Consider the following 22,978-nt stretch of genomic DNA (forward strand, 5'->3'; position numbering starts at 1 on the left):
GAGACCGGCGTCGACCGGATGTTACGCGCGTATACGAACGATTGGGCCCCAAAGGAATCGCACGCTAAGTTAGGTGCTCGAGGTCGTGATCCGGCCTCCCGGAGAGAGCCCCGTGGACATCGGGACCTCGCAGAGACCCCCGTCCCACGGACGCGGGCCCGCATGACGATGCCGTCCGCGACGGCACGGAAGGAACGGGCACCATGACGATGACACCGACCAGGCCCACGGCCGCCGAGACCACCTCCGACACCGAGCTCGACCAGGTCGAGTCCGTCCGTCCCGTCGATCCGTACGCGGACTCCGACCTCCCCGAGCCGTCGCTCGTCACCCCCGGCGCCAGCACCGACGCCGTCAAGGACTACCTCCGCCAGATCGGCCGCGTGCCGCTGCTCACCGCCGAGCAGGAGGTGACCGTGGCCCGCCGCATCGAGGTGGGCGTGCTGTCGCAGGAGGTCCTCGACACCCGCACCGACCTGACCTCTGCCGAGCGCCGCGAGTACCAGACGCTGGCGCAGGACGGGATGCGCGCCAAGCAGCACCTCGTGAACGCGAACCTGCGCCTCGTCGTCAGCATCGCCAAGCGCTACACGGGCCGCGGCCTGCCGTTCCTGGACCTGATCCAGGAGGGCAACATGGGCCTCGTCCGGGCAGTCGAGAAGTTCGACTACCAGGCCGGCTTCAAGTTCTCGACCTACGCGTCCTGGTGGATCAAGCAGTCCATCACCCGCGGCATGGCCGACACGAGCCGCACCATCCGGATCCCCGTGCACACGGTCGAGCACATCAACCGCATCAACGCGGTGCAGCGCGAGCTCGCCGTCGAGCTCGGCCGCGACCCCTCCATGGAGGAGATCGCGCGCGAGTCGGACACGCCCGTCACGAAGGTGCGCTACCTGCTCGACCGCGCGCAGGAGCCCATGTCGCTGCAGGTCCTGGTGGGCGGCAGCGGCGGCGACGGCGACACCGAGATGGCCGACCTCATCGAGGACGCGGACGTCACGCAGCCCATCGACGTGGTGACGCAGCAGCTCATGGCCGCGCACGTCATGCGCCTCATCGACGGGCTCGCCGAGCGCGACGCCGAGGTCGTGCGGATGCGCTTCGGCCTCGCCGGCCTCGAGCCGCGCTCGCTCGCCTTCGTGAGCCAGCAGCTCGGCGTGACACGCGAGCGCGTGCGCCAGATCGAGAAGAAGGTGCTCGCCAAGCTCCGCATCCCGGAGCTGGAGACCTACATCCGCGGCTGATCCCGTCGCGACGCGAGAGGGCCGTCAGCGTGAGCGCGGGCGGCCCTCCGTCGTGCGCGGCCGTCGGGATGTCCGGCGACGGCCCCAAGCTCCGGATCCGCCCGGAAGAACGCCCACTAGTCGTTTGTGCGCATACAGTCGGGTTCCATCCCATCGGACGGCGTCGCGACGCGCATCCCCGTCGACGACGACAGCACGCGGGCTCGACGACGAGCCGCGGAGAAGGAGGAGCAATGGCTCTCACGCAGGCCGCACCCGGCCAGACCGACATCCCCGGCATCAGCTGGTCCCCCGTCGCCGCGGGGCTCTGGGTCGCCCGACGCGGCGACGAGTTCGCGGGGCTCTCCGAGGAGCGGTGGGGCGCGGGCTTCCACGTCACCGACCGGCTCGGCCGCGACGTCGGGGACTTCCCGACGCTGCAGGAGGCGCGCGGCGCGCTCGGCTGATCCAGCCTCCCGGGCGGGCGCACCGGCCGGCCCGCCCGGGCTCCGTACCACCTCCCGCCTGCGCACGCACCGGATCGACGATCCCGTGCGCGCAGGCCTAGGGTCGAGCAGGTGCCTTCCCCCGAGATCCACCCGCCCGCATCCGCCCCCGACGACCGCGCCGACGGATTCGTCCGGGTGCGGGGAGCGTCCGAGAACACGCTCCGCGACGTGGACGTCGACATCCCGCGCGACCGGATCGTCGCCTTCACGGGCGTCTCGGGATCCGGCAAGTCGTCGCTCGCGTTCGGCACCGTCTACGCCGAGGCGCAGCGCCGGTTCTTCGAGTCGGTGGCGCCGTACGCGCGCCGGCTGATCCGGCAGGAGCAGACGCCGCACGTCGAGAGCATCACCGGCCTGCCGCCCGCGGTCGCGCTGCAGCAGCGCCGCGGCGCCCCGAGCACGCGCTCGACCGTCGGCACCGTCACCACGCTCTCCAACTCGCTGCGCATGCTCATGTCGCGCGCCGGCACCTACCCCGCGGGCCAGGGCCGCCTCGACTCCGACGCCTTCTCGCCGAACACCGCCGCGGGCGCGTGCCCGGTCTGCCACGGCCTGGGCGTCGCGCACACCGTGCCCGAGGCGTCGCTCGTGCCGGATCCGTCGCTCACCATCCGCGAGGGCGCCGTCGCCGCATGGCCCGGCGCGTGGCAGGGCAAGAACCTGCGCGACATCGTCATCGCGCTCGGGCACGACGTGGACGTGCCGTGGCGCGAGCTGCCGCAGGACGCGCGGGACTGGCTGCTCTTCACGGAGGAGCAGCCGGTGGTGCAGATCACGCCGCAGCGCGACCGCGTGGCGAAGCCCTACAACGGGCGGTTCTGGAGCGCGCGCTCCTACGTGCTGCACACGCTCGCCGACTCCGCGAGCCCGCGCCTGCGCGAGGCGGCGCTCGCGCACATGGTCTCGGGGACGTGCGAGCGGTGCGGCGGCAGCGGGCTCACGCCCGAGGCGCTGGCCGTGACCTTCGCGGGCCGCAGCATCCAGGAGCTCAACGCGCTGACGCTCGCGGACCTCGCGACGGCCATCGCCCCGACGGACGGCATGGGCGACGTGGCCGTGACCATCACGACCGACCTCGTCGCGCGCCTCGCCGTGCTCGTGGACCTCGGGCTCGGCTACCTCAGCCTCGGCCGCGTCACCACGACGCTCTCCCCGGGCGAGATGCAGCGGCTGCGGCTCGCGACGCAGCTGCGGTCGGGCCTGTTCGGGGTCGTCTACGTGCTCGACGAGCCGTCGGCGGGGCTGCACCCGGCCGACGCGGAGCCGCTCCTCGAGGTGCTCGAGCAGCTGCGCGACTCCGGCAACTCCGTGTTCGTGGTCGAGCACGACATGGACGTCGTCCGGCGGTCCGACTGGATCGTGGACGTGGGGCCGGGCGCGGGGCAGGCGGGCGGATCCGTCGTCTACAGCGGTCCCGTCCACGGGCTCCGCGAGGTGGAGGCCTCGGCGACCCGGCCGCACCTCTTCCCCGACCTCGCGCCGGCGCGGGTGGACCGCACGCCGCGCACGCCGACCGGGAGCATCCGGGCGACGGGCGTGACGCTGCACAACCTCGTGGACCTCGACGTCGAGATCCCGCTCGGCGTGATGGTCGCGGTGACGGGCGTCTCCGGATCCGGCAAGTCGACGCTCGTGAGCCGCGTGCTGCCCGACCTGCTGCGCGCGTCGCTCGCGCCCGACCGCGTGGTGGTCGAGACCTCCGACGACGCGGACGGCGACGACGACGCGTCGGGCCCCGCGCGGATCGCCCGGGTCGAGGGGGCCGACGCCGTCGACCGGCTCGTGTCCGTGGACCAGCGCCCGATCGGCCGCACGCCGCGCTCGACGCTCGCCACCTACACGGGGCTCTTCGACGCGGTCCGGCGCACCTACGCGTCCACCGACGAGGCGCGCGCCCGCGGCTACGGAGCAGGGCGGTTCTCGTTCAACGTCGCCGGCGGGCGCTGCGAGACGTGCCAGGGCGAGGGATCCGTCACCGTCGAGCTCCTCTTCCTCCCCGGCTCCTACGGGCCGTGCCCCACGTGCCACGGCGCGAGGTACGAGCCGGCGACCCTGGAGATCGAGCACCATGGGAAGTCGATCGCCGACGTCCTCGCGATGACGGTGGACGAGGCGCACGGCTTCCTCGCCGACGTGCCGCTCGCCGCGCGCGCCCTCGCGACGCTCCGCGACGTGGGGCTCGGCTACTTGCGGCTCGGGCAGCCCGCCACCGAGCTGTCGGGCGGCGAGGCGCAGCGGATCAAGCTGGCCACCGAGCTGCAGCGCGCGCCGCGCGGCCACACCCTCTACCTCCTCGATGAACCGACGACGGGCCTGCACCCGGCCGACGTGGTGCTCCTCCTCCGCCAGCTGCAGGGGCTCGTGGACGCGGGCAGCACGGTCGTCGTGGTGGAGCACGAGATGGACGTGGTGGCGGACGCCGACCGCGTGATCGACCTCGGGCCGTCGGGCGGCGACCAGGGCGGGCGGATCGTCGCGCAGGGCACCCCGCGCGAGGTCGCCGACACCGCCGGGAGCCGCACGGCGCCGTACCTGGCGCGGCGGCTCGACGCCTCCTGAGCCGGGTCGCGCGGGACGGCGCGGGCCCAGCGCGACGTGGGTAGTCTGACCTCTTGTCGGTCGCGCCCCGGCGCGTCCGACGCGCTCGCCCCCATCCCGCACGTCCCCTAGGAGCACCTCGTGACTGACTCGACCGGAACGCCCTCCACTCCCGCGGGCTGGTACGCGGACCCCGCGGGATCCGACCGCCTGCGCTGGTGGGACGGCACGCGCTGGACCGACCACCTGGCGGATGCGCCTGCGGCGAGCGCCGCGGCCGCCGAGCCCGCCGCCGCTCGGGCCTCCGGTCACGTGGCCCCGGAGGCGCCGGCCGCTCCCGCCTCGGCGCCGCCGGCGTACGGTCAGCAGGCCCACGGTCAGGCGTACGCGCAGCAGCCCTACTCGCAGGCCGGGTACGCGCCGACGCCGTACGCCGCCCCGACCCCTCCCCCGCAGGTGCCCGCGTCCACGTCCCCGTTCACCTGGGCGATCTGGGTCCTCGCGGCGCTGCCCGTCATCTCGCTCTTCTTGATCCTGGGCCTCGACCTCCGGCAGACCATGACCCCCATGCAGTACGGCCGCGGCGCCATGTCACCCGACCTCGGTCTCAGCGCCGGCTACCTCGTAGCGAACCTCGTGGCCTTCCTCGTCTACGGCGCCAACGTCGCGGTCGCGTACTTCGACTGGCGCGACCTCGGTCAGCGCGGCATCGTCCGCCCGTTCCACTGGGCATGGACGTTCCTCGGCTCCGGCGTCTACGTCATCGGACGGTCCGTCATCGTCCGTCGCCGCATCACCGGGAACCCGAGCCGCGTGCTCGCGCCGCTCTGGCTGTGGGTCGGCATCACCGCGATCGTCCTGTTCGTCGCGGTCGTCAAGTGGGTCGACGCGTTCATCAGCGTGATGCAGATGTACGGGCCCACCCGCTACTGATCGGGAGGCGGTCCGCCGCCCGCACGTCCCGCGCCCCGGTCGGCGCGACCGCTCACACGAAGCGGATGCGCTGGCCGGGGCGCAGCTGCGCGGCCAGCCGCACGTCGTCGCGCGCGACCACGCCGATCACCGGGTAGCCGCCCGTCATCGGGTGGTCGGCGAGGAACAGGATCGGCCGGCCCGAGGGCGGCACCTGGAGCGCGCCCGTGACGACGCCCTCGCTGGGGAGCTCGCCCGGGATCCGCCGCTCGAGCGGTTCGCCGTCGAGACGCACGCCCACGCGGTCGGCCTCGGCGGTCACCTCCCATTCGTGGCCGAGGAGCGCGGCCCAGGATCCGTCGACGAACCAGTCGAGGCGCGGGCCGGGCGTCGCACGGAGGACCACCTCGCCCTCCGCGGGCGCGGAGACGGCGAGCGAGTCGACGGGCGGCACGGGCCGGGCGGGCGCGGATCCGACGGGCAGCACGTCGCCGACCGCGATGGGCGCGGGTCCCACGCGGGAGAGCAGGTCGGTGGCGCGCGAGCCGAGCACGGGCGCGACGTCGATCCCGCCGCGCACGGCGACGTACCAGCGGATCCCGGCGACGGCCGCGCCGATCTCGAGCGCGTCGCCGGCGTCGAGCACCACGGCCGCGGCGTACGGCGCGGGCCGCGACCCCCGGCCCGCCGTGCGCACGAGCGGTCCGACCGCGCCCGTCACGGCGACCCACACGGCGGCCGTCGCGCGGAGCACCGCGCCGCCGAGCACGATCTCGAGGCCCACCGTGCCCGGGTCGTTGCCGACGAGGAGGTTCGCGTCGGCGAGGGCGCGTGGATCCAGGGCGCCGGACGGCGAGACGCCGATGCCGCCGTGGCCGGGTCGACCCGCGTCCTGGACGAGCATGAGCGGGCCGGTGCGCTCGACCACGAGGCCGGCCGCGGAGGTCGCCACGGCACGGCGACCGCGGCGAGGGGTGGTCGCGCCGCTCACGCGTCGACCTCCCGGAAGCGGACGGCGGAACCGGGCTGCAGCAGCGCCGCCGGCTCGCGCTCCGGATCCCACAGCACCGCCCGCGTCGTGCCGATGAGCTGCCAGCCGCCCGGCGAGACGCGCGGGTAGATGCCGCTGAACTCGCCCGCCAGCGCGACGGCGCCGGCCGGGACGCGCGGCCGCGGCGACGTCCGGCGCGGCACCTCGAGGCCGGGGACGCCCGCGAGGTAGCCGAAGCCGGGCGCGAAGCCGCCGAACGCGACCGTCCAGGTGCCGGAGGTGTGGCGCTCGACGACCTCGCGCACGCCGATGCCGAGGAGCGCCGCCACGTCGGCCAGGTCCTCGCCGTCGTAGACCACGTCGATCTCGACGGGCGCGCCACCCCGGGAGCCGGCCTCGTCGGCGGGTCGGGCGGCGAGCGCCCAGGAGCGGGCGGCGGCGAGCGGGAGCACGTGCGGATCCACCGTGACGAGGATGCTGCGCGCGCCCGGCACGATGTCGACGACGCCGCGGGGCCGGGTCGCGTCGAGCACGGGCTGCAGGCGGAGCACCTCGTCGAGCGAGTCGAGGTCGAGCATGACGGCGGCGTCGCCGCACGGCAGGAGCCGGAGGGTCACAGGGCGCGCCGGTCGCGAGCCGGGAGGGCGCGGTGCTCCGACGAGGGAGCGGCATCCGGCACCGGCCTGATCTCCACGCCCGCCGCCTCGAGCGCGTCGCGCACCGCGCGCGCCAGCCCCACGGCGCCGGGGGTGTCGCTGTGCAGGCAGAGGGAGTCGGGGTCGAGCCGCACGACGGATCCGTCGATCGCGACGACCGTGCCCTCCGTCGCCATGCGCACGGAGCGGGCCGCGACCTCGGCCGGGTCGTGGATCACCGCCCCCTCCTGCCGCCGCGACACGAGCGCGCCCTCGGGCGTGTACGCGCGGTCGGTGAACGCCTCGACGCGCGTCGGCAGTCCCGCCGCCGCGGCCAGCCGGAGGATCACGGAGCCCGGCAGCCCGAGCACCGGGAGCGTCGGATCCAGCGCCACGACCGCATCCACCACGGCCTGCGCCTGCACCGGGTCGTGCGCGATGCGGTTGTAGAGCGCGCCGTGCGGCTTGATGTACGAGACGCGCGCGCCGACCGTGCGGGCCATGCCGCTGATCGCCGCCAGCTGGTAGAGCACGTCGCCCGTGAGCTCGGCGGGCGAGGCGTCGAGGTCGCGACGGCCGAACCCGGCGAGGTCGCGATAGGCGACGTGCGCGCCGACCGCGACGCCGTTCCGGGCCGCGCGCTCGAGCGCGTGCAGCATGACGAGCGGATCCCCCGCGTGGAACCCGCACGCGACGTTGGCGCTCGAGACGACGTCGAGCATCGCGTCGTCGTCGCCGAGGGTCCAGCGGCCGAAGGACTCGGCCAGGTCGCTGTTGAGGTCGATCTGCATGGCGTCTCCCCTGCACCGGGCGCGGCCACCGCTCGCCGCGGGGCCGTCCCCACCAGGCTAGGCGGCCCGCGGGGCGACCGGCCCGACAGCGGCGCGGATAGACTCGACGACCGTGACCACCCGAACTCTCATCAAGAACCTGGCCGCCCTCGACGACGGGGACGTGGCCGTCTCCGGCTGGGTCGAGACCGTCCGGGATCAGAAGAAGATCCAGTTCGTGATCCTCCGCGACGAGTCCGGCGCGGTGCAGCTCACCTACAAGCGCCAGGGCGACGAGGATGCGACCGCCGACGCCATCTCCGGCCTCGCCGCGGGCACCTTCCTCACCGCCACCGGCACGCTCAAGCACGACGAGCGCGTGAAGCTCGGCGGCCTGGAGATCGGCCTGTCCGGCATCGAGATCGCGGGCGCGGCCATCCCGGAGACGCCCATCGCGGCCGACTCCTCCATCGACAAGCGCCTCGACTGGCGCTTCATCGACCTGCGCGCGCCCCGCAACTCGCTGATCTTCCGCGTGCAGACCACGCTCGTGCACGCGATGCGCACCCACTGGGTCGAGCACGACTTCATCGAGGTCTTCTCCCCCAAGCTCATGGCCACGCCCTCCGAGTCGAACGCGGAGCTGTTCAAGGTCGACTACTTCGACGGCGTCGCGTACCTCGCGCAGAGCCCGCAGTTCTTCAAGCAGATGGCGCAGTCCGCCGGCTTCGGCAAGATGTTCGAGGTCGGCCCGGCGTTCCGCGCGGACCCGTCCTTCACCTCCCGCCACGCGACCGAGTTCACCTCGGTGGACGCGGAGATCAGCTGGATCGAGAGCCACGAGGACGTCGCCCGCCTCCAGGAGGAGCTCATCGTCGCCGCGCTCACCGCGGTGAAGGAGAAGCACGGCGACGAGATCCGCGAGCTGTTCGACGTGGAGGTGACCGTGCCGAGCATCCCGTTCCCGCGGATCCCGCTGCTCGAGGCCAAGGACATCGTCGCGAAGCGCGGCCACGTGATCGACCGCGCCGACGACGACCTCGACCCCGAGGGCGAGCGCCAGATCGCGGCGCACGTGATGGAGGAGTTCGGCCACGAGTTCGTGTTCCTCACCGACTACCCGTCGACGATCCGGCCGTTCTACCACATGCGCAACGCCGAGGACCCGACGATCACGAACAGCTACGACCTCATCTGGAACGGCGTCGAGATCACCACGGGAGCGCAGCGCGAGCACCGCGTCGACGTGCTCGAGGCGCAGGCTCGCGAGAAGGGCCTCGACCCCGAGGAGCTCGGCTCGTACCTCGACTTCTTCCGCTACGGCGTACCGCCGCACGGCGGATTCGGCATGGGCCTCAACCGGGTGCTGATGCTGCTGCTGCACCAGTCGAACCTGCGCGAGGTCACCTACCTCTTCCGCGGGCCGAACCGGCTCGCCCCGTAGGTCCCGCTCCACCGGACGGCCCGATCCCCTGGGCAGGGGGTCGGGCCGTTCCGCGCGTCCGGGCGCGGCGTCGGGGGCGCGGATCTACATCGCTGGGGGGAACCTCTGCCGTGGCCGGGTCCGTAGCGTGGCAGGCACCGCCGAACCGACCGGGACGGTCCGTGCCCGACGCCGAGCAGCCCGCATGCCCCACGAGACGCGACAGGACCGCCGCCCGGCGCTCGGGATCGCCCGGCACGGCCGGCTGCGGAAGCCGAGCTGCGCACCGCGGTGAAGGCCCTGGCCGCGGTGACGGCCGTGGTGATCGCGAGCACGGGATCCGTCGCCGCGTTCGCCGCCTGGGACCTCGCGCGCACGGTGCAGGCGAACTCGGTCGACATCGACGACGGGCAGGCGCCGCCGCCGTCCATCGGCGGGATCGACGGGGGTGCGAACATCCTGCTGGTCGGCAGCGACAGCCGGAAGGACCAGGGGGACGGGTACGGGGACCTGAAGAAGGTCGGAGGGGCGAACAACAACGACGTGACGATGCTCCTGCATATCAGCGAGGACCACTCGCGCGCCACCGTCGTGTCGTTCCCCCGCGACATGCTGATCGGCCGGCCCGCGTGCCCCGCGTCCGGCACCGCGCCGGGAGGAGCCGCAGCGAGCGGCGCGGAGATGAACTCGGCGCTGTCGAAGGGCGGGCTGGACTGCGTCGTGCGCACGGTGGGGTCCATCACGGGTCTCGACATCCCCTACGGCGGCGTCGTCCAATTCACCGGCGTCGTCGCCATGTCGAACGCCGTGGGCGGCGTCACCGTCTGCCTGGCGAACCCGATCAAGGACAAGAACACGGACCTCGACCTGGGCGCGGGCCCGCAGCTGCTCCAGGGCGAGACCGCCGTGCAGTTCCTCCGCACCCGGTACGGCATCGGCGACAACAGCGACATCGACCGGATCAGCAACCAGCAGGTGTTCCTCAGCGCCCTCGTCCGCACGATCACGAGCGGCGACACCCTCACGAACCCCGCGAAGCTCTACGGCATCGCCCGCGCGGCCGTCGAGAACATGAGCCTGTCGACGTCCCTCGACGACCCGACCGCGATCACGTCCCTCGCGCTGACGCTGAAGGGGATCCCGCTCGACCGGTTCGTGTTCGTGCAGTACCCGAGCACGCGGCTCGAGAGCGGCCGGGTCGCGCAGGACGTCGAGGGCGGCACGCGGATGATGCAGCTCATCGCCGACGACGCGGACTTCTCCCTCGCGCCCGACAGCACGGGCGCGGGTGTCGAGGCCCCGCCCGCGGACGCGGCGCCGGCGGATCCCGGGACCCCGTCCGCGGAGCCGTCGCCCGCGGCCGTGCTCCCCTCGAACGCGACGGGGCAGACGGCCGCGACCGAGACCTGCTCCAATGGCTGATGCGAGCCCACCCGCCCTGCTCCTCAACGGCACCTCCGGCGTCGGCGAGAGCGCCGTGCTCGAGCACATCGGCGACCTGCTCGCCGAGGCCGGGCGGCCGTTCATCCTGATGGACGTCGACTGGTTCCACCGGTCGTGGCCTCCCGCGTCGTGGGATCCGGACAACGTCGTCGTCGAGGCGCGGGCCATGGCCGCCACGTGGGCGCTGTTCCAGGAGGCGGGACCGCGGCAGCTCGTGGTCAGCGGCGTGGTCGCGGAGCGCGCCGACCTCGACCGGTACCGCGATGCCCTCGGGATCGACGTACGGTGCGTGCTCCTGACCGCGTCGCCCGCGGTCGTCGAGGCGCGCCTGCGCTCCCGCTACGACGACGACCGGCGTGCCGCGCGCGACTGGCACCTGGCCCGCCATGCGGATCTCGCCGCGCGGCTCGGGGCGTCCGGCCTCGACGGGACGACGATCGCGACCGACGACCGCACCCCGCGTGAGGTCGCGCGCGCCGCGCTCGCCTGGCTCGACGCGGGCGCTCGGTAGGCATCCGCCCGGCGACCGGACGACCGCCCTGCGGGTCCGTGTTTCCTCTGTTGCCGTAATATCTGACGCACCACTCGATGCCCTCACCCGCGGGTCGCCGAGCCGTCGACGCCGCGGGATCCGCAGGATCCGCGCCCGCGACGGGCACCAGGACGGGACACGGAGGAGGGCAGGGCATGGGCCAGCTGATCTTCGACAGCAGCACCCGCACCACCATCGACGACCGCGCGCTCGCGCACCTCCAGATCGTGATGCTGAACAAGCTCCGCCGCCGGGAGAGCTTCGCGTTCTCGTGGAAGTACCCGGCGTCGGAGGGCGACGGGCGCAGCACGGTGTGGGTCGCCCCCGAGCTGCCGCTGCACTTCCGCTTCTCGGGCAGCCGCCCGCCCGCGATCAACCCCGCCTGGGTGGATCTGCTCATGGACAGCGCGAACACCGGATCCGGGCTGCACCTGGTGCCGGAGCCGCCCTACGGTTCGGCCGCGCACGCCGAGCCGCCCGCCGACTGACGCCGCGCGCGCGGACGACGTGCGCCCGCCCGCAACTGCTCCCATCCCCCGACCACGCCCGCCCCGCACCCCAAGGACGCCCATGGCCCTCACGAACCTGCCCTACGACGACGACGCGATCATCGCCGCCGCCGAGTCCGCGACCGTCCTCGGACGGGAGGTGCGCGACGTGCAGGTCGACTTCGCGAGCACCAGCGTCTCCGACGACAGCGTCGCGCGCGTGACGGCGACCATCACGTGGACCGTGCCCGCTGACGAGGCCGTGCGGATCCTCGACGAGGCCCGGCCGCGCGGCTGACGTCATCTGCATCCCGGTGCGTACGCGGATGGGCCGCTCGGCCGACGACCCGGCCCTGAACCGCTGCGAGGGTGTGGCCATGACCCGACCCGACGCGTCCCCCGCCCGCACCGCCGCCGCCCGACCACCCCGTTCGTCCTCGCGGCGGCCCGCGCGTGCGATCCTGCCGGCCGCGCTCCGCGCCACGGTCGTCGTCCTCGTCTTCAGCCTCGTCATGGGTGGCCTCACCAGCCCCGCGCAGGGGTTCCTCCCCTCGTGGATGAGCTCGCTCGCCAACTCGGCCGGCGGCTGGAGCATGCTCGCCTTCCTCGGGGTGTGGCTCTCCCGCGCGCGCCCGCTCCTCGGCGCCGTGCTCGGCGCGGCATCCTTCGTCGCGATGGTGGAGGCGTACGGCGTGGTCAGCCTGTGGCGCGGGTACTTCCTCGCGGACCCGTTCTCGTCCATGTGGATCCCGATCGGCCTCGTCGCCGGCCCGTTCATCGGCCTCGCGGCTGCCCTCGTGCGGCACGCGTCGCGCCGGTGGCCGATCGCCGGCGTCGCGGTGCTCAGCGCCGCGCTCGTCGCCGAGGGGGTCTACGGCCTCACGGTCGTCGCCGAGACCACCAGCCCGGTCTACTGGACCCTCGAGATCGTCCTCGCGGTCGGCTTCCTCGCCGCGGCGGCGCTGCGCGGGCGGCGGCCGACCGACGCCGTGCGGGGCGGGGTCGCCCGCCCCTAGCTGTACCCGGCCATGACGTTGGTGACACTTCGGGGCGTGTGAGGAGGCCTCCTGGCTTGATGGAGCTGTCTAGTTCTGCCACTGCCAGGAGGCCTCGATGTCCCACGCTAATGCTCGTCTGACGGTTCACGGGAGGGTTCTCCTCGTGCGGCGGGTGGTCGAGGATCGTCGGCCGGTCTCGCATGTCGCGCGCGAACTCGGTGTGTCGCGTCAGTGCGCGCATCGGTGGGTGAATCGGTTCCGGTCCGAGGGCTTCGAAGGCTTGTCGGACCGGTCCTCGAGGCCGAGACGGGTGCCGACGAGGACGAGCCCGGAACGAGAACGAGCCGTCGTGGAAGCGAGGACCCGATTGCGATCAGGTCCTGCCCGGTTGGCGCCGGTGACCGGTGTTCCAGCCCGCACGATCTCCCGCGTCCTGCGGCGGCACGGGGCACCGCCGTTGGCATGGTTGGACCCCGTCACCGGGGCCGTGATCCGGGCATCCCGGTCGACGGCAAACCGGTACGAGCATGAGCATCCCGGCGACCTGATCCACGTCGACGTGAAGAAGCTCGGCCGGATCCCGGACGGCGGCGGCTGGCGGGCGCATGGCCGCAGCGAACAGGTTCGTGGTCGTGGGATCGGGTTCGATTACGTCCACGCCGTGGTCGATGACCACACCCGCCTCGCCTACGCGGAGATCCACCCGGACGAGAAGGGCGTGACCGCGGCAGGGTTCCTGACCCGGGCCGCGGCGTACTTCGCCGAGCACGGCATCACCCGCATCGAACGGGTCCTGACGGACAACGCGTTCGCCTACCGGCACTCGGCCGCGTTCCAGAACGCGGTCACGCAGCTCGGTGCGAGGCAGAAGTTCATCCGCCCGCACTGCCCCTGGCAGAACGGCAAGGTCGAACGCTTCAACCGCACCCTCGCGACCGAGTGGGCCTACCGGCAACCCTTCACCAGCAACCAAGCCAGAACCGACGCCCTTGATCCGTGGATCCAGCACTACAACACTGAACGAATCCACTCGAGCCACGGGCTGACGCCCGCGGCCCGAGAGTCACCAACGTCATGACTCAGTACACCTAGCCCCGCGTGGCCGCGATCCGCCCCCGCGTGCGGACGGCCACCGCGAGGCCCAGCGGCAGCACGAGCGCGGCCCCCAGCGGGCCGACCGCGGCGGCGGCGGACACGACGGCGAGCGCGGATCCCCCGGCCAGCAGTAGTGCGTCGGCCTGCCACGCGGCGATCACGAGCGCGGACGCGTCGCCCGCCGGCGTGACCACCGGCGCCATGACGGCGAGCGGCAGCGGGCCCTTCGCCGCGTCGAAGGCCCGGACCACGACCAGCAGCACCGTGACCGCCGGGGCGACGACGAGCGCGGTGGCGCCCGACCCGCCGGCCACGGCGATGCCCGCCCCCGCGAGCGCGCACGCGACCCCGGCCACCGCGGGGAGCAGGGCGTGGAGGAGGAGCAGGCGCCCGGTCGGGATGCCGTAGAGCGGGGGCGCGGACGCGACGTCGACGACGTGCCGGAAGCCGTCTGCGCCGACGCCGAGCGCGAGGAACCCGACGAGCGCCGCGCCGACCCCGGGGATCACCCGCCCCGTGCCGTCGCCGTCGAGCGCCACCGCGAGCAGGACGCCGGACGCGGCGACCCCGAGGCACGCGGAGGCCGCGCGGACGGGCGTCCGGAGCGCGCCGACGAGGTCGCGCCGCGCGACGAGGGCCACCTGCGACCGGCCGCGCACGGCTCCCCAGCCCCGCCCGATCCGCGGCATGGGCCGGAACCCGCCCGCCGCCATCGCGAGGTCCCCGGTGGTCGCGAGGGTCGTCGCCGTCTGCCAGCGCTGCGCCTGCGCGAGCAGCCCGGATCCGCGGAGGCCGCCGAGGAGCGCCGGCGCGGCCACGATCACGGCGAGGGCCAGCGCGGCGAGCACCCCGAGCGCCGTCCCGACGTCGGCGGGCAGCGGCCACGCGCCGGCGCCCGTGCCCGCGCCGGGGAAGAGCGCGCGGACGGCCGTCCCGGGCACCACCGCGGTCGGGACCAGCACCGCGAGCGCGGCGGATCCGAGCAGCACGGCTCCCCCGACGGCCCGCCCGGCCGCGCCCAACCGCTGGCCCGCGAGCCAGCAGCCCGCGAGGATCACGCCGACCAGCGCCCCGCCCGCCGTGCAGGCCGCGACCACTCCCGGATCCGCGTCGCCCGCGACCAGCAGCGCGAGCCCGGGCAGCAGCGCCGCGAGCCCGCAGATCGCGGCGAGCCCGAGCGCGGAGCGCGCGAAGGGGCGCGCGAGCACGGCCGCGCGCGACAGCCCGCTGCCCGCGAGCGTCGCGGTGAGGAACGGGGACAGGAGCGCCGGGCCGCGCGCGCCGCCGGCGACGAGGAGCGCCGTGGCGGCGAGGCCCGCGATCGCCGCCGCCGCGGTGGGCCCCTGCGCGCGCAGCGCCGCCGCCGCGACCGGCTCCGCGAGCTCCAGCACGATGGCGCGCAGCACCGGGATCCCGACGATCAGCACCGTGAGCGCCCCCGCGTAGACCGTGTACGCGAGGTCCATCGGCGACGCCCCGCCGCGCTCGAGGCGGAGCGATCGAACCGTGCGGAGGACGCGGCGGGTGCTCACGCGGCGTCGCCGGCGAGCGCGATCGACCGGTGCGCCACCGCGTCGCGGAGCGTCGGGCTGTGCGTCGCGAGCACGACGGTGCGGCCGTGGTCGAGCTCGGCGCGGAGGATCCCGATCACGAGCTGCAGCCGGTCGGGGTCGAGCCGCTGCTCGGGCTCGTCGAGGAGCAGCACGTCGTAGGGCCGCACGGTCGCCATCGCGAGGGCCGCCAGCTGCGACTGGCCGCTGGACAGCTCGTGCGGGAACCGCCGGGCGAGGGGCGCGAGCCGCCAGCGCTCGAGGTGCGCCGCCGCCCGGTCGCGGGCCTCCTGCGCGTCCATGCCCCAGGTCGCGGCGATGACGGCGAGGTGCTCGGCGAGGGTCAGGTCGCGCGCCACGGGCGGGTGGCCGATGGATCCGGACACCGCGCGCCGGAACGCCGTGACGCGCTCGTCGACGGGCCGGCCGCCGACCCGCGCGGATCCCGTGCTCGGCCGGGTGAGCCCGGCCACCACCCGGAGCAGGGTCGTCTTCCCGGCCCCGTTCGGCCCCGTGACCGCGACGGCCTCGCCTGCCGCGACGGCGAGGTCGGTCGGCCGCAGCAGCGGGATCCCGTCGACGACCACCGACACCCGCTCGACCTCGACCGCATCGCCCATCCCGCCATCCTCCCGTACGGGCGGCGGGCGGGATCGGCGAGCGGCATCGGCGAGCGGCGGGCACGCAGCCCGCGGCCGGCGGAGGCGACCCGCCGTTCAGCGCCCGACCGCGTCGAGCCCCGCCCGCGGCACCAGCCCGCCGTCCGCGAAGACACGCGCCACCCACCGCTCCCCCATCTCCGCGTACAGCGCAGCGCCCGGGTGCAGCCCGTCGGGCAGCGTGAACCGCGCCAGGTCATCCGCCCCGGAGAGCGCGAGGCCGTCGAGGTGCGCGATCCGCTCGCCCGCCTCCTGGCGCACCCGCGCGACGTGCGCCACGTGCCGGCGCGACTCGGCGAGCGTGAGCGCCCCGCGCGGCACGTCCGCGGGGTCGCCCGCCGCGAAGCAGCGCACGGATCCGTCGTCGCGGAACTCGACGCCGGGCGGCCCGGGCACGTGCTCGCTGCCCGGCCAGAGGATCGAGGACGCGAGCACCACCGGCGTGTCCGGATGCCCGCGCCGCACGCGGTCGAGGAAGCCGTGCAGCGCGGGCACGAAGGTGCGCTGGTCCATCGACCGGGCGCCCACGATGTTGATGCCGACGCTCAGCGAGATCACGTCCGCCGGTCCCGCCGCGATGGCGTCCGCGACGAACGGGTCGAGCATGCACTGGCCGCCGAAGCCCAGGTTCACGAGTTCGAGGCCCGCCTGCCGCGCGGCGACGACGGGCCATGCCCCCGTCGGATCCGGCGCCTCCACGCACTGTCTGATGGAGCTGCCGTGGTGGATCCAGCGCGGCAGCCCCAGCGGTTCCGCGGCCCGCACGGGCGCGCCGGCGTCGATCCCCACGAGGTCCACGAGCATCCCCTGCGGCAGCCACGCGGTCACGGTCGACGGCCCGCGCCCGAGCCCGCGGAGCACGACCACGGACGCGTCCCCGGATCCGACCGCCGTCTCCTCGGCGGCGTCGCCCGACGCCGAGACGCGGCGCACGACGTCCACCGGCGCCGCGACCGGCGGCAGGTCCGCGCCGTCGACCTCCGCGACGAACGCGTTGCGCGGCCCCGGCAGCTCCTCGACGCGGATGCGCGTGCAGCGCACCCGCATCCGCACCTCGTCCGCCGGGGTCGTGAACCGGATCCGCACCCCCGCCGCCGCCGACACCTGCGCCCGCAGCAGCTCGCCCGCCGGCGGGAAGTCGCGCCACGCGGCCTCGGGCAGCCGGATCGGCCGTACGCAGCCCGGCACCGGCATCAGCCCGAGGTGGCCGTGGACGCGGACGGACCCGCCGTCCAGCTCGACGACCTCGCCGTCGCGCCCGGACGCGCCGACGACGCTCACGCCGTCCCGCCCGCCGCGTGCGCGCGCACGAAGCCGACCGAGATCTAGCTGCGAACCGGAAGCGCTCTCCCCCGTCGTGTCAGCGCGCCGGTCCGACCGACTCGCCGGGGATGAGGCGCATCGGGATCCGGTGCACCGCCGGCTCGGCCTGCCGGTCGAGGAGCAGCTCGACGGCCCGGCGACCGAGCTCGAGCTGCGGCAGCGCGACCGAGGCGAGCGGCGGATCCAGCGCGCGGCTGATCGCGCTGCCGTCGAAGGCGACCACCGACACGTCCTCCGGCACGCGGAGCCCCACCCGGTGCAGGGCCTGGTACGCGCCGGCGGCCACGGCGTCGTCGGCGCAGACGAGGGCGGTCGGGCGGGCCCCGGATCCGAGGAGCGCCGCCACCGCGTCGCGCCCGTCCGCCGTGTCCCAGTCGCGCTCCACGTCCTGCACGCCGGCGAGCGCGACGCCCGCGTCGGCGAGCGCGCGTCGCAGGCCGGCGAGCCGCTCCTCGAGCGCGAGGGGCGCCCGCCCGCGCCACGCCGGCCCGCCGGTGAGGCCGGCGGGCAGGCCGCCCACGAACCAGATGCGATCGCGGTGGCCGAGATCCAGCAGCATGCGCGCGGCGTCGGATCCCACGGCCTCCTCGTCCGGCACCACGGCGTGGGCGGCGCCCGACTCGGGCACGCAGTTGAGCAGCACGTGCGGTACCTGGTCGAGCAGCGCGGGCGCGCGCACGACGCGCGTGAACATCCACGCGTAGAGCACGCCGTCGATGGTCCGGCCGAGCAGGCTCTCGAGGAGCTGCTCCTCCTGCCGGTCGTCGCCCTGCGTGTCGACGGTGAAGAGGATCGTGTCGCGCTCGCGCAGCGCGTCGAGGGCCCCGCGCACCAGGGAGTTCGCGTGCGACGTGCTGCTGACGAAGTCCGAGACGAGCGCCACGGTGCCCGAGCGGCCCGTGCGGAGCGTCCGGGCGGTCATGTTCGGGCGCTAGCCGAGCTCGTCGGCCGCGTCCCGGATGCGGGCGATCGTCTCCGTGGAGAGCCGCTGGTCCGTCCGCCCCGTGAGCGCGAAGGCCACCGCGGAGCGCGAGACACCGGCCCGCTCCGCCACCTGCGCGAGCGTCACGCGCCGTCGGGGCGCGGGCGCGGCAGCCGTGCGGCCGGACGCGCCCTCGTCGCCGGCCACGTCAGACCTCGAAGTCGACCGACGCCGCGGATCCGACGAGGCTCCGCACGAGCGCGGCGACGCGCTGGTGCTCCGGGTGCGCGTCGTACGCCTCGAGGCCGGCCCGGTCGTCGAAGTCGGCGATGAGCACGACGTCGTGGCTGCGCGCGGATCCGACCACGTCGCGTCCGACCTGGAAGGAGCGGATCCCGGGCACGAGGTCGGGCAGCGTCTCGAGCGCCTCGCGGACGCGGGCGGCGTCCCGGTCGAGGGCGGCGGGATCGCGGTCGGCGAGCTTCCAGGAGACGACGTGGCGCAGGGTCATGCGACGACCCTATCCGCGGCCCCGGCCGCCGCCGTGCTCAGCGCGCGGCGAGCGCGGCGCGGAGCCGGTCGGCGTCGATGCGCCAGTAGTTGTGCACGCGCCCGTCGATGAGCAGCACGGGGATCTCCTCGGCGAAGCGGGCGGCGAGCGCCCGGTCGTCGAGGATGCTGCGCTCCTCCAGGGTCACCTCGGCCGCGCGGGCGGGGTCGAGCCCATCGAGCACGCCGGTCACGACGTCGCGCGCGTCGTCGCAGAGGTGGCAGCCGGGCTTGCCGACGAGGGTCAGGACCGTTGCGCTCATCCGCCCAGCGTAGGCGAGCGCATCGCCCCGCAGGCCCGGCACCCGGGCCCAGGAGCGTCGCCTACGCTGACCCGATCATGGTCGAGCACGCGAGCACCCCGGTCCTCGCGTTCTTCGACGTCGACACCACCCTCATCCACGGCGCCAGCGTCTTCCACCTCGTGCGCGGCCTCCGCGCGGCCGGCCTCCTCACGACGCGCGACATCGTGGGCGCGGGATAGGAGCACGCGCGCTTCACAGCGCGTGGCGAGAACGACCGGCACCTGGCGTCCGCCCGGGCCCGGGGCCTCGAGGTCGTCACCGGCATCACGGTGGCGGACATGGCGCACCTCGCCGACGACATCCACGAGCGGCACACGGCGCCGATGGTCGGGCCGCCTCGAGGGCGAGTTCCTGCACGGCGCGCTCAAGGCCGCAGCCGCCCGCGGGCTCCTGACGGGCACGGGAGCGGATCCGGCGGCGTGCTGGGCCTACTCCGACTCCCGGCACGACATCCCGCTGCTGACCCTCGTCGGCCATCCCGTGGTGGTGAACCCGGACCAGGGCCTGGCCGCCCACGCACGCGACTCCGGCTGGCCGTCGATGCGGCTCCACGCGCGAGCATCCGCGACGCCCGCAGGCGCGTGCGCCGCGAGGCCGCACCGGCGGACGGACCCGCCGTGCGCTGATCCGCCGGAGGCCCGCGCCGGGCGCCCGACACCCGGCACCGGGCACCGGGCCCCCACGGAGCGCGCACCCGGGACGCACGAAGAGGACGCCGCCCCGTCACCGGGTCGGCGTCCTCTCCATCACGTCCTGCGCCCTCGTGGACGCGTCCGCTCTACTTCTTGTTGCGGCGCTGGTGGCGCGTCTTGCGAAGCAGCTTGCGGTGCTTCTTCTTCGCCATGCGCTTGCGACGCTTCTTGATCACTGAACCCATAGGGGCACCTCATCTGTTGCCGGACGGAACACGCGGGTTCTGGTGACCCGCGGAAAATAGCCTCAGAGGAGTCTAGCCGACATCCGACATGCCGGAGTGACGCGAGGCCTCGCCAGGCTGGCCGGGCAGCGCGTTGGTCGGGTCGATCGCGGCGAGCACGGCGGACTCGGGCACGCGGAACGAGCGACCGAAGCGGATGGCGGGCAGGTCGCCCGAGTGCACGAGGCGGTAGACGGTCATCTTGGAGACGCGCATCATCTCGGCCACCTCGGCCACCGTGAGGAATCGGACGTCGGACAGGTCACGCGACATGGGCGGATCGACTCCTCGTTCTGCGTGACCGGCTCACGGACCTCATCGCCCCCGCGATGCGGGCGCTGGTGCGCGATTCTAGGGGTCCGGATGGACGCGTGTCCATCGTGTCACATCCTGCATCACGCGTCCCGCGCGTTTCCCGGCTTCCGACCGCGCAGCCGGCCGAGCGATGCCTGGCCCGCCGAGCCTGCGACGCGGGTGGCGTCGTGCACGGCGGCGGCCGCCTGGTAGCGGGTGTCGGCCCAGATGCGGCCGAGGGACGCGGCGAACGGGTAGCCGGCCGGATCGCCGTCGTCGCCGGCGTCGGGGTCCGCGGACAGGCCGCCGCCGAGCAGCCCCGTGTCCGGATCCGCGTGCGCGTCGTCGGAGTCCTCTGCGCCCCGGCCGTCGTCGACGAACGGCGCGACCCACGCGTCCAGCGCCTCGAGCGGCGCGGGCTCCAGCCGGTAGTAGCGGTGCTGACCCTCCTCGCGCACGGAGACGAGGCCGATGTCGCGCAGCACGCGAAGGTGCTTCGACACGGTCGGCTGGCTGATCCCGAGGGTCTGCACGAGCTCCGAGACGCTGATCTCCCCGGTCGGCGCCTCGGGCACCGCGCGTCGGTCGAGCAGCACGCGGAGGAGGTCGCGCCGGGTGGGGTCCCCCACGACGTCGAAGATGTCAGCCATCCCCGAAGGGTATTCCGTCCCGCGCTCGCAGTACCATGGCGATCCGGGGCGCTGCGCCCCGGAAGCGGACAGGGGACCATGCGCGTCAGGCCGGATCACGGGCGTCCCCTCCTCGGGCGCATCCGCGACTTCCTCGACTACTTCGCGCACTCCACGCCGGCTCGCTTCGCCATCCTCATCTTCGCCGCGCTCGTGTTCACGCTCACGACGATCCTCATGCTCCCCGGCATGACGTCGACGGGCGACACCGCGCCCTCCGCCGACGCGCTCTTCACGGCCGTGTCCGCCATCTGCGTCACGGGCCTCGCGACCGTCGACATGGCGACGTACTGGACCCCGCTCGGCCATGCCTTCATCGCGCTCGGCGTGCAGATCGGCGGCATCGGCGTGCTCACGCTCGCGTCGATCATGGGCCTCATCGTGTCGCGCCGCCTCGGCCTCAAGGCGCGGCTCATGGCGGCGAGCGACAGCAACCCGCTGCGGATCCACCACGGTCCCGTCGCCGAGGGCCAGGCCGTGAAGCTCGGCGAGATCGGCACGCTGCTGCTCACGGTCGCGATCAGCGCGCTCGTCATCGAGCTGTCGATCGCGGCGCTGCTGTTCCCGCGGATCCTGCTGGAGGGGATCCCGGTCGGCCAGGCCGCGCTCGACTCCTTCTACTACTCGCTCATGGCATTCACGAACACGGGCTTCGTCTTCAGCGAGGCCGGGTTCGAGCTCTACCACCAGGACTACTGGTTCCTCAGCCTGCTCATGATCGGCGTCTTCCTCGGCAGCATCGGCTTCCCCGTCATCTACGCCGTGTACCGCGGCTGGCGGAAGCCGCGGCGGTTCTCCGTGCACGTGAAGCTCACGCTCTGGACGTCGCTCATCCTCATCGTGCTCGGCACGCTCGCCTACGTCGTGCTCGAGTGGGACAACAAGAAGACGTTCGCGCTCATGGATCCCGTGCAGCACGGCTTCCAGGCGCTCTTCCTCTCCGTCATGACGCGGTCCGGCGGCTTCTCCACGTTGGACATGGCCGACTTCGGCAACGCGAGCCTGCTGGTCACGGACATGCTCATGTTCATCGGCGGCGGATCCGCGTCCACGGCCGGCGGCATCAAGGTCACGACGCTCGCGATCCTGTTCCTCGCGGCCTTCGCGGAGGCCCGCGGCAGCGAGTCGATGGAGGTGTTCGAGCGCCGCATCCCGAGCGACGTGCTCCGCCTCGCCGTGAGCATCGTGCTGTGGGGCGCGACGACCGTGGCGCTCAGCAGCATCGTGCTGCTGCAGATCTCCGGCGAGCGCCTCGACTACGTGCTCTTCGACGCCATCAGCGCGTTCGCCACCTCGGGGCTCAGCACGGGCTTCACGGCCGAGGCCTCGGATCCCGCGAAGTACGTGCTCGCGGCCACCATGTTCCTGGGGCGCGTCGGCACGGTCACCCTGGCCGCCGCCCTCGCCGCCAGCACCCGCCGCCAGCTCTTCCAGCGCTCCGAGGAGCGCCCGATCGTCGACTGAGCCGGCGACGCGAACCCCATCCACCCGCACCGACCGGATCAGAGAGGCCCCTCATGGGCGAACGCATCCCCCACAACGCCCCCGTGCTCGTCATCGGGCTCGGCCGCTTCGGCGCCGCGACCGCCGGCCAGCTCGCCCGGCTCGACCGCGAGGTGCTCGCCATCGACGCGAGCGAGGGGCTCGTGCAGAAGTGGTCCGACCGGGTGACCCACGCGGTGCAGGCCGACGCGCGCAACATCGAGGCGCTGCAGCAGCTGGGCGCCAAGGACTTCTCGATCGCGGTCGTCGCGGTCGGGTCGTCCATCGAGGCGAGCGTGCTCATCACGGCGAACCTCGTGGACCTCAAGATCCCGCAGATCTGGGCCAAGGCCATCAGCCAGTCCCACGGCAAGATCCTCGAGCGCATCGGCGCCAACCACGTCATCTACCCCGAGGCGGAGGCGGGCGAGCGCGTCGCGCACCTCGTGTCCGGCCGGATGCTCGACTTCATCGAGTTCGACGACGACTTCGTGCTCGCCAAGATGTACCCGCCGAAGCCGATCCGCGGCATGACGCTGCTGGAGTCGGCCGTGCGGAGGAAGCACCGGATCACGGTGGTCGGCGTGAAGACGCCCGGCAAGCCCTTCACCTACGCGACCTCGGAGACGCTGGTGTCGAACCACGACCTCATCATCGTGTCGGGCACCTCGGCCGACATCGAGCGGTTCGCCTCGCTGTCCTGATGCGCGGGTCCGACCGCGGTGGCGC

Annotated in this window: 27 protein-coding genes and 1 pseudogene; 15 read left to right on the forward strand and 13 right to left on the reverse strand. The window is 74.0% G+C overall.

Annotated features, from left to right (window positions below):
• The first annotated feature begins 203 nt into the window (after positions 1–203).
• The 4 genes from B5P21_RS14145 to B5P21_RS14160 all read left to right on the forward strand — a co-directional run bounded on the left by B5P21_RS14145 (position 204) and on the right by B5P21_RS14160 (position 5,206).
• Positions 204–1,247: a sigma-70 family RNA polymerase sigma factor gene (locus tag B5P21_RS14145; protein WP_015489296.1), complete on the forward strand. Its 1,044-nt coding sequence runs from the start codon at positions 204–206 to the stop codon at positions 1,245–1,247.
• Between the two features lie 233 nt (positions 1,248–1,480).
• The gene (locus B5P21_RS14150) at positions 1,481–1,693 is read left to right on the forward strand and encodes a hypothetical protein (protein WP_086521079.1); all 213 of its coding nucleotides are present in this window, start codon (positions 1,481–1,483) and stop codon (positions 1,691–1,693) included.
• A 111-nt stretch (positions 1,694–1,804) separates the two neighbouring features.
• A complete protein-coding gene (locus tag B5P21_RS14155; protein WP_094171306.1) occupies positions 1,805–4,294 on the forward strand; it encodes an excinuclease ABC subunit UvrA in 2,490 nt (829 codons plus the stop codon).
• A gap of 120 nt (positions 4,295–4,414) precedes the next feature.
• On the forward strand, positions 4,415–5,206 hold the full coding sequence (locus tag B5P21_RS14160; protein WP_045526647.1) for a DUF2510 domain-containing protein: 792 nt from the start codon (positions 4,415–4,417) through the stop codon (positions 5,204–5,206).
• Positions 5,207–5,258: 52 nt separating this feature from the next.
• Here the strand turns inward: B5P21_RS14160 and B5P21_RS14165 are convergent, their stop codons facing one another.
• The 3 genes from B5P21_RS14165 to B5P21_RS14175 are packed head-to-tail and all read right to left on the reverse strand — an operon-like array spanning position 5,259 to position 7,602.
• On the reverse strand, positions 5,259–6,176 hold the full coding sequence (locus tag B5P21_RS14165; protein ID WP_094171307.1) for a 5-oxoprolinase subunit C family protein: 918 nt from the start codon (positions 6,174–6,176) through the stop codon (positions 5,259–5,261).
• The gene (locus B5P21_RS14170; RefSeq protein WP_045526642.1) at positions 6,173–6,793 is read right to left on the reverse strand and encodes a 5-oxoprolinase subunit B family protein; all 621 of its coding nucleotides are present in this window, start codon (positions 6,791–6,793) and stop codon (positions 6,173–6,175) included. Before B5P21_RS14170 ends, B5P21_RS14165 begins: the two co-directional genes overlap by 4 nt.
• On the reverse strand, positions 6,790–7,602 hold the full coding sequence (locus B5P21_RS14175; protein WP_045526639.1) for a LamB/YcsF family protein: 813 nt from the start codon (positions 7,600–7,602) through the stop codon (positions 6,790–6,792). The genes B5P21_RS14170 and B5P21_RS14175 overlap by 4 nt, the downstream gene beginning before the upstream one ends.
• A 112-nt stretch (positions 7,603–7,714) precedes the next feature.
• Here B5P21_RS14175 and aspS point away from each other — a divergent pair, with 112 nt between their 5' ends.
• The 7 genes from aspS (at position 7,715) to B5P21_RS14210 (ending at position 13,543) form a co-directional block, all read left to right on the forward strand.
• The gene (gene aspS / locus B5P21_RS14180; protein ID WP_045526638.1) at positions 7,715–9,025 is read left to right on the forward strand and encodes an aspartate--tRNA(Asn) ligase; all 1,311 of its coding nucleotides are present in this window, start codon (positions 7,715–7,717) and stop codon (positions 9,023–9,025) included.
• Positions 9,026–9,295: 270 nt separating this feature from the next.
• Positions 9,296–10,426, forward strand: a complete 1,131-nt coding sequence (locus B5P21_RS14185) for an LCP family protein (RefSeq protein ID WP_246865304.1) — start codon at positions 9,296–9,298, stop codon at positions 10,424–10,426.
• Positions 10,419–10,958, forward strand: a complete 540-nt coding sequence (locus tag B5P21_RS14190; protein ID WP_045526636.1) for a P-loop NTPase family protein — start codon at positions 10,419–10,421, stop codon at positions 10,956–10,958. Before B5P21_RS14185 ends, B5P21_RS14190 begins: the two co-directional genes overlap by 8 nt.
• A 176-nt stretch (positions 10,959–11,134) precedes the next feature.
• Positions 11,135–11,467 carry a DUF7882 family protein gene (locus tag B5P21_RS14195; RefSeq protein ID WP_045526634.1) on the forward strand — a complete coding sequence of 111 codons (333 nt, stop codon included), beginning with the start codon at positions 11,135–11,137 and terminating at the stop codon, positions 11,465–11,467.
• Positions 11,468–11,549: 82 nt separating this feature from the next.
• Entirely contained in the window at positions 11,550–11,765 is a 216-nt protein-coding gene (locus B5P21_RS14200) for a hypothetical protein (RefSeq protein WP_043585313.1), read from the forward strand.
• Between the two features lie 79 nt (positions 11,766–11,844).
• The gene (locus tag B5P21_RS14205; protein WP_094171308.1) at positions 11,845–12,483 is read left to right on the forward strand and encodes a DUF6518 family protein; all 639 of its coding nucleotides are present in this window, start codon (positions 11,845–11,847) and stop codon (positions 12,481–12,483) included.
• A 97-nt stretch (positions 12,484–12,580) separates the two neighbouring features.
• The gene (locus B5P21_RS14210; protein ID WP_045527791.1) at positions 12,581–13,543 is read left to right on the forward strand and encodes an IS481-like element IS1122 family transposase; all 963 of its coding nucleotides are present in this window, start codon (positions 12,581–12,583) and stop codon (positions 13,541–13,543) included.
• A gap of 10 nt (positions 13,544–13,553) precedes the next feature.
• Here B5P21_RS14210 and B5P21_RS16910 read toward each other — a convergent pair whose 3' ends face one another.
• The 7 genes from B5P21_RS16910 to B5P21_RS14240 all read right to left on the reverse strand — a co-directional run bounded on the left by B5P21_RS16910 (position 13,554) and on the right by B5P21_RS14240 (position 18,826).
• A complete protein-coding gene (locus tag B5P21_RS16910; RefSeq protein WP_045526631.1) occupies positions 13,554–15,092 on the reverse strand; it encodes a hypothetical protein in 1,539 nt (512 codons plus the stop codon).
• Positions 15,089–15,730 (reverse strand): ABC transporter ATP-binding protein, encoded by a 642-nt coding sequence (locus tag B5P21_RS14220; protein ID WP_045526629.1) that lies wholly within the window; start codon positions 15,728–15,730, stop codon positions 15,089–15,091. Before B5P21_RS14220 ends, B5P21_RS16910 begins: the two co-directional genes overlap by 4 nt.
• 96 nt (positions 15,731–15,826) lie before the next feature.
• On the reverse strand, positions 15,827–17,050 hold the full coding sequence (locus tag B5P21_RS14225; RefSeq protein ID WP_052663165.1) for a GDSL-type esterase/lipase family protein: 1,224 nt from the start codon (positions 17,048–17,050) through the stop codon (positions 15,827–15,829).
• Positions 17,051–17,129: 79 nt separating this feature from the next.
• On the reverse strand, positions 17,130–18,014 hold the full coding sequence (locus tag B5P21_RS14230) for a substrate-binding domain-containing protein (protein WP_236688777.1): 885 nt from the start codon (positions 18,012–18,014) through the stop codon (positions 17,130–17,132).
• A 9-nt stretch (positions 18,015–18,023) separates the two neighbouring features.
• Positions 18,024–18,221, reverse strand: coding sequence for a LacI family DNA-binding transcriptional regulator (locus tag B5P21_RS17365; protein WP_236688776.1), 198 nt, complete (start codon positions 18,219–18,221; stop codon positions 18,024–18,026).
• Between the two features lies 1 nt (position 18,222).
• Positions 18,223–18,525 carry a Dabb family protein gene (locus B5P21_RS14235; protein WP_045526627.1) on the reverse strand — a complete coding sequence of 101 codons (303 nt, stop codon included), beginning with the start codon at positions 18,523–18,525 and terminating at the stop codon, positions 18,223–18,225.
• Between the two features lie 37 nt (positions 18,526–18,562).
• The gene (locus B5P21_RS14240) at positions 18,563–18,826 is read right to left on the reverse strand and encodes a glutaredoxin family protein (protein ID WP_045526625.1); all 264 of its coding nucleotides are present in this window, start codon (positions 18,824–18,826) and stop codon (positions 18,563–18,565) included.
• 77 nt (positions 18,827–18,903) lie between these two features.
• Here B5P21_RS14240 and B5P21_RS17370 point away from each other — a divergent pair, with 77 nt between their 5' ends.
• Both B5P21_RS17370 and B5P21_RS17630 read left to right on the forward strand, forming a co-directional pair.
• Positions 18,904–19,047: a hypothetical protein gene (locus B5P21_RS17370; RefSeq protein ID WP_236688775.1), complete on the forward strand. Its 144-nt coding sequence runs from the start codon at positions 18,904–18,906 to the stop codon at positions 19,045–19,047.
• A gap of 22 nt (positions 19,048–19,069) precedes the next feature.
• Positions 19,070–19,270 (forward strand): annotated as a pseudogene (locus B5P21_RS17630) (hypothetical protein); the annotation flags it as partial.
• Between the two features lie 376 nt (positions 19,271–19,646).
• Here the strand turns inward: B5P21_RS17630 and B5P21_RS14250 are convergent.
• From B5P21_RS14250 to B5P21_RS14260, 3 genes are all read right to left on the reverse strand, one after another.
• Complete coding sequence (locus B5P21_RS14250) at positions 19,647–19,745, reverse strand: 30S ribosomal protein bS22 (protein WP_003792170.1); 99 nt, start codon at positions 19,743–19,745, stop codon at positions 19,647–19,649.
• Between the two features lie 72 nt (positions 19,746–19,817).
• Complete coding sequence (locus B5P21_RS14255) at positions 19,818–20,057, reverse strand: helix-turn-helix domain-containing protein (RefSeq protein ID WP_015489280.1); 240 nt, start codon at positions 20,055–20,057, stop codon at positions 19,818–19,820.
• A gap of 122 nt (positions 20,058–20,179) precedes the next feature.
• Positions 20,180–20,728, reverse strand: a complete 549-nt coding sequence (locus tag B5P21_RS14260; RefSeq protein ID WP_094171309.1) for an ArsR/SmtB family transcription factor — start codon at positions 20,726–20,728, stop codon at positions 20,180–20,182.
• A 78-nt stretch (positions 20,729–20,806) separates the two neighbouring features.
• Here B5P21_RS14260 and B5P21_RS14265 point away from each other — a divergent pair, with 78 nt between their 5' ends.
• Both B5P21_RS14265 and B5P21_RS14270 read left to right on the forward strand, forming a co-directional pair.
• The gene (locus B5P21_RS14265; RefSeq protein ID WP_094171310.1) at positions 20,807–22,231 is read left to right on the forward strand and encodes a TrkH family potassium uptake protein; all 1,425 of its coding nucleotides are present in this window, start codon (positions 20,807–20,809) and stop codon (positions 22,229–22,231) included.
• A gap of 53 nt (positions 22,232–22,284) precedes the next feature.
• On the forward strand, positions 22,285–22,953 hold the full coding sequence (locus B5P21_RS14270) for a potassium channel family protein (protein WP_011931765.1): 669 nt from the start codon (positions 22,285–22,287) through the stop codon (positions 22,951–22,953).
• Positions 22,954–22,978: the final 25 nt, after the last annotated feature.

It is taken from the genome of Clavibacter michiganensis subsp. insidiosus (assembly GCF_002240565.1).
Lineage (GTDB): Bacteria > Actinomycetota > Actinomycetes > Actinomycetales > Microbacteriaceae > Clavibacter > Clavibacter insidiosus.

What these genes read in the sequence shown, in the direction of transcription:
- B5P21_RS14145 (WP_015489296.1), top strand. Translation starts at nt 204, where the DNA reads ATGACGATGACACCGACCAGGCCCACGGCCGCCGAGACCACCTCCGAC.
- B5P21_RS14150 (WP_086521079.1), top strand. Translation starts at nt 1,481, where the DNA reads ATGGCTCTCACGCAGGCCGCACCCGGCCAGACCGACATCCCCGGCATC.
- B5P21_RS14175 (WP_045526639.1), bottom strand. Translation starts at nt 7,602, where the DNA reads ATGCAGATCGACCTCAACAGCGACCTGGCCGAGTCCTTCGGCCGCTGG.
- B5P21_RS14190 (WP_045526636.1), top strand. Translation starts at nt 10,419, where the DNA reads ATGGCTGATGCGAGCCCACCCGCCCTGCTCCTCAACGGCACCTCCGGC.
- B5P21_RS14195 (WP_045526634.1), top strand. Translation starts at nt 11,135, where the DNA reads ATGGGCCAGCTGATCTTCGACAGCAGCACCCGCACCACCATCGACGAC.
- B5P21_RS14200 (WP_043585313.1), top strand. Translation starts at nt 11,550, where the DNA reads ATGGCCCTCACGAACCTGCCCTACGACGACGACGCGATCATCGCCGCC.
- B5P21_RS14205 (WP_094171308.1), top strand. Translation starts at nt 11,845, where the DNA reads ATGACCCGACCCGACGCGTCCCCCGCCCGCACCGCCGCCGCCCGACCA.
- B5P21_RS14210 (WP_045527791.1), top strand. Translation starts at nt 12,581, where the DNA reads ATGTCCCACGCTAATGCTCGTCTGACGGTTCACGGGAGGGTTCTCCTC.
- B5P21_RS14220 (WP_045526629.1), bottom strand. Translation starts at nt 15,730, where the DNA reads ATGGGCGATGCGGTCGAGGTCGAGCGGGTGTCGGTGGTCGTCGACGGG.
- B5P21_RS14230 (WP_236688777.1), bottom strand. Translation starts at nt 18,014, where the DNA reads ATGACCGCCCGGACGCTCCGCACGGGCCGCTCGGGCACCGTGGCGCTC.
- B5P21_RS14235 (WP_045526627.1), bottom strand. Translation starts at nt 18,525, where the DNA reads ATGACCCTGCGCCACGTCGTCTCCTGGAAGCTCGCCGACCGCGATCCC.
- B5P21_RS14240 (WP_045526625.1), bottom strand. Translation starts at nt 18,826, where the DNA reads ATGAGCGCAACGGTCCTGACCCTCGTCGGCAAGCCCGGCTGCCACCTC.
- B5P21_RS17370 (WP_236688775.1), top strand. Translation starts at nt 18,904, where the DNA reads ATGGTCGAGCACGCGAGCACCCCGGTCCTCGCGTTCTTCGACGTCGAC.
- B5P21_RS14250 (WP_003792170.1), bottom strand. Translation starts at nt 19,745, where the DNA reads ATGGGTTCAGTGATCAAGAAGCGTCGCAAGCGCATGGCGAAGAAGAAG.
- B5P21_RS14255 (WP_015489280.1), bottom strand. Translation starts at nt 20,057, where the DNA reads ATGTCGCGTGACCTGTCCGACGTCCGATTCCTCACGGTGGCCGAGGTG.
- B5P21_RS14260 (WP_094171309.1), bottom strand. Translation starts at nt 20,728, where the DNA reads ATGGCTGACATCTTCGACGTCGTGGGGGACCCCACCCGGCGCGACCTC.
- B5P21_RS14265 (WP_094171310.1), top strand. Translation starts at nt 20,807, where the DNA reads ATGCGCGTCAGGCCGGATCACGGGCGTCCCCTCCTCGGGCGCATCCGC.
- B5P21_RS14270 (WP_011931765.1), top strand. Translation starts at nt 22,285, where the DNA reads ATGGGCGAACGCATCCCCCACAACGCCCCCGTGCTCGTCATCGGGCTC.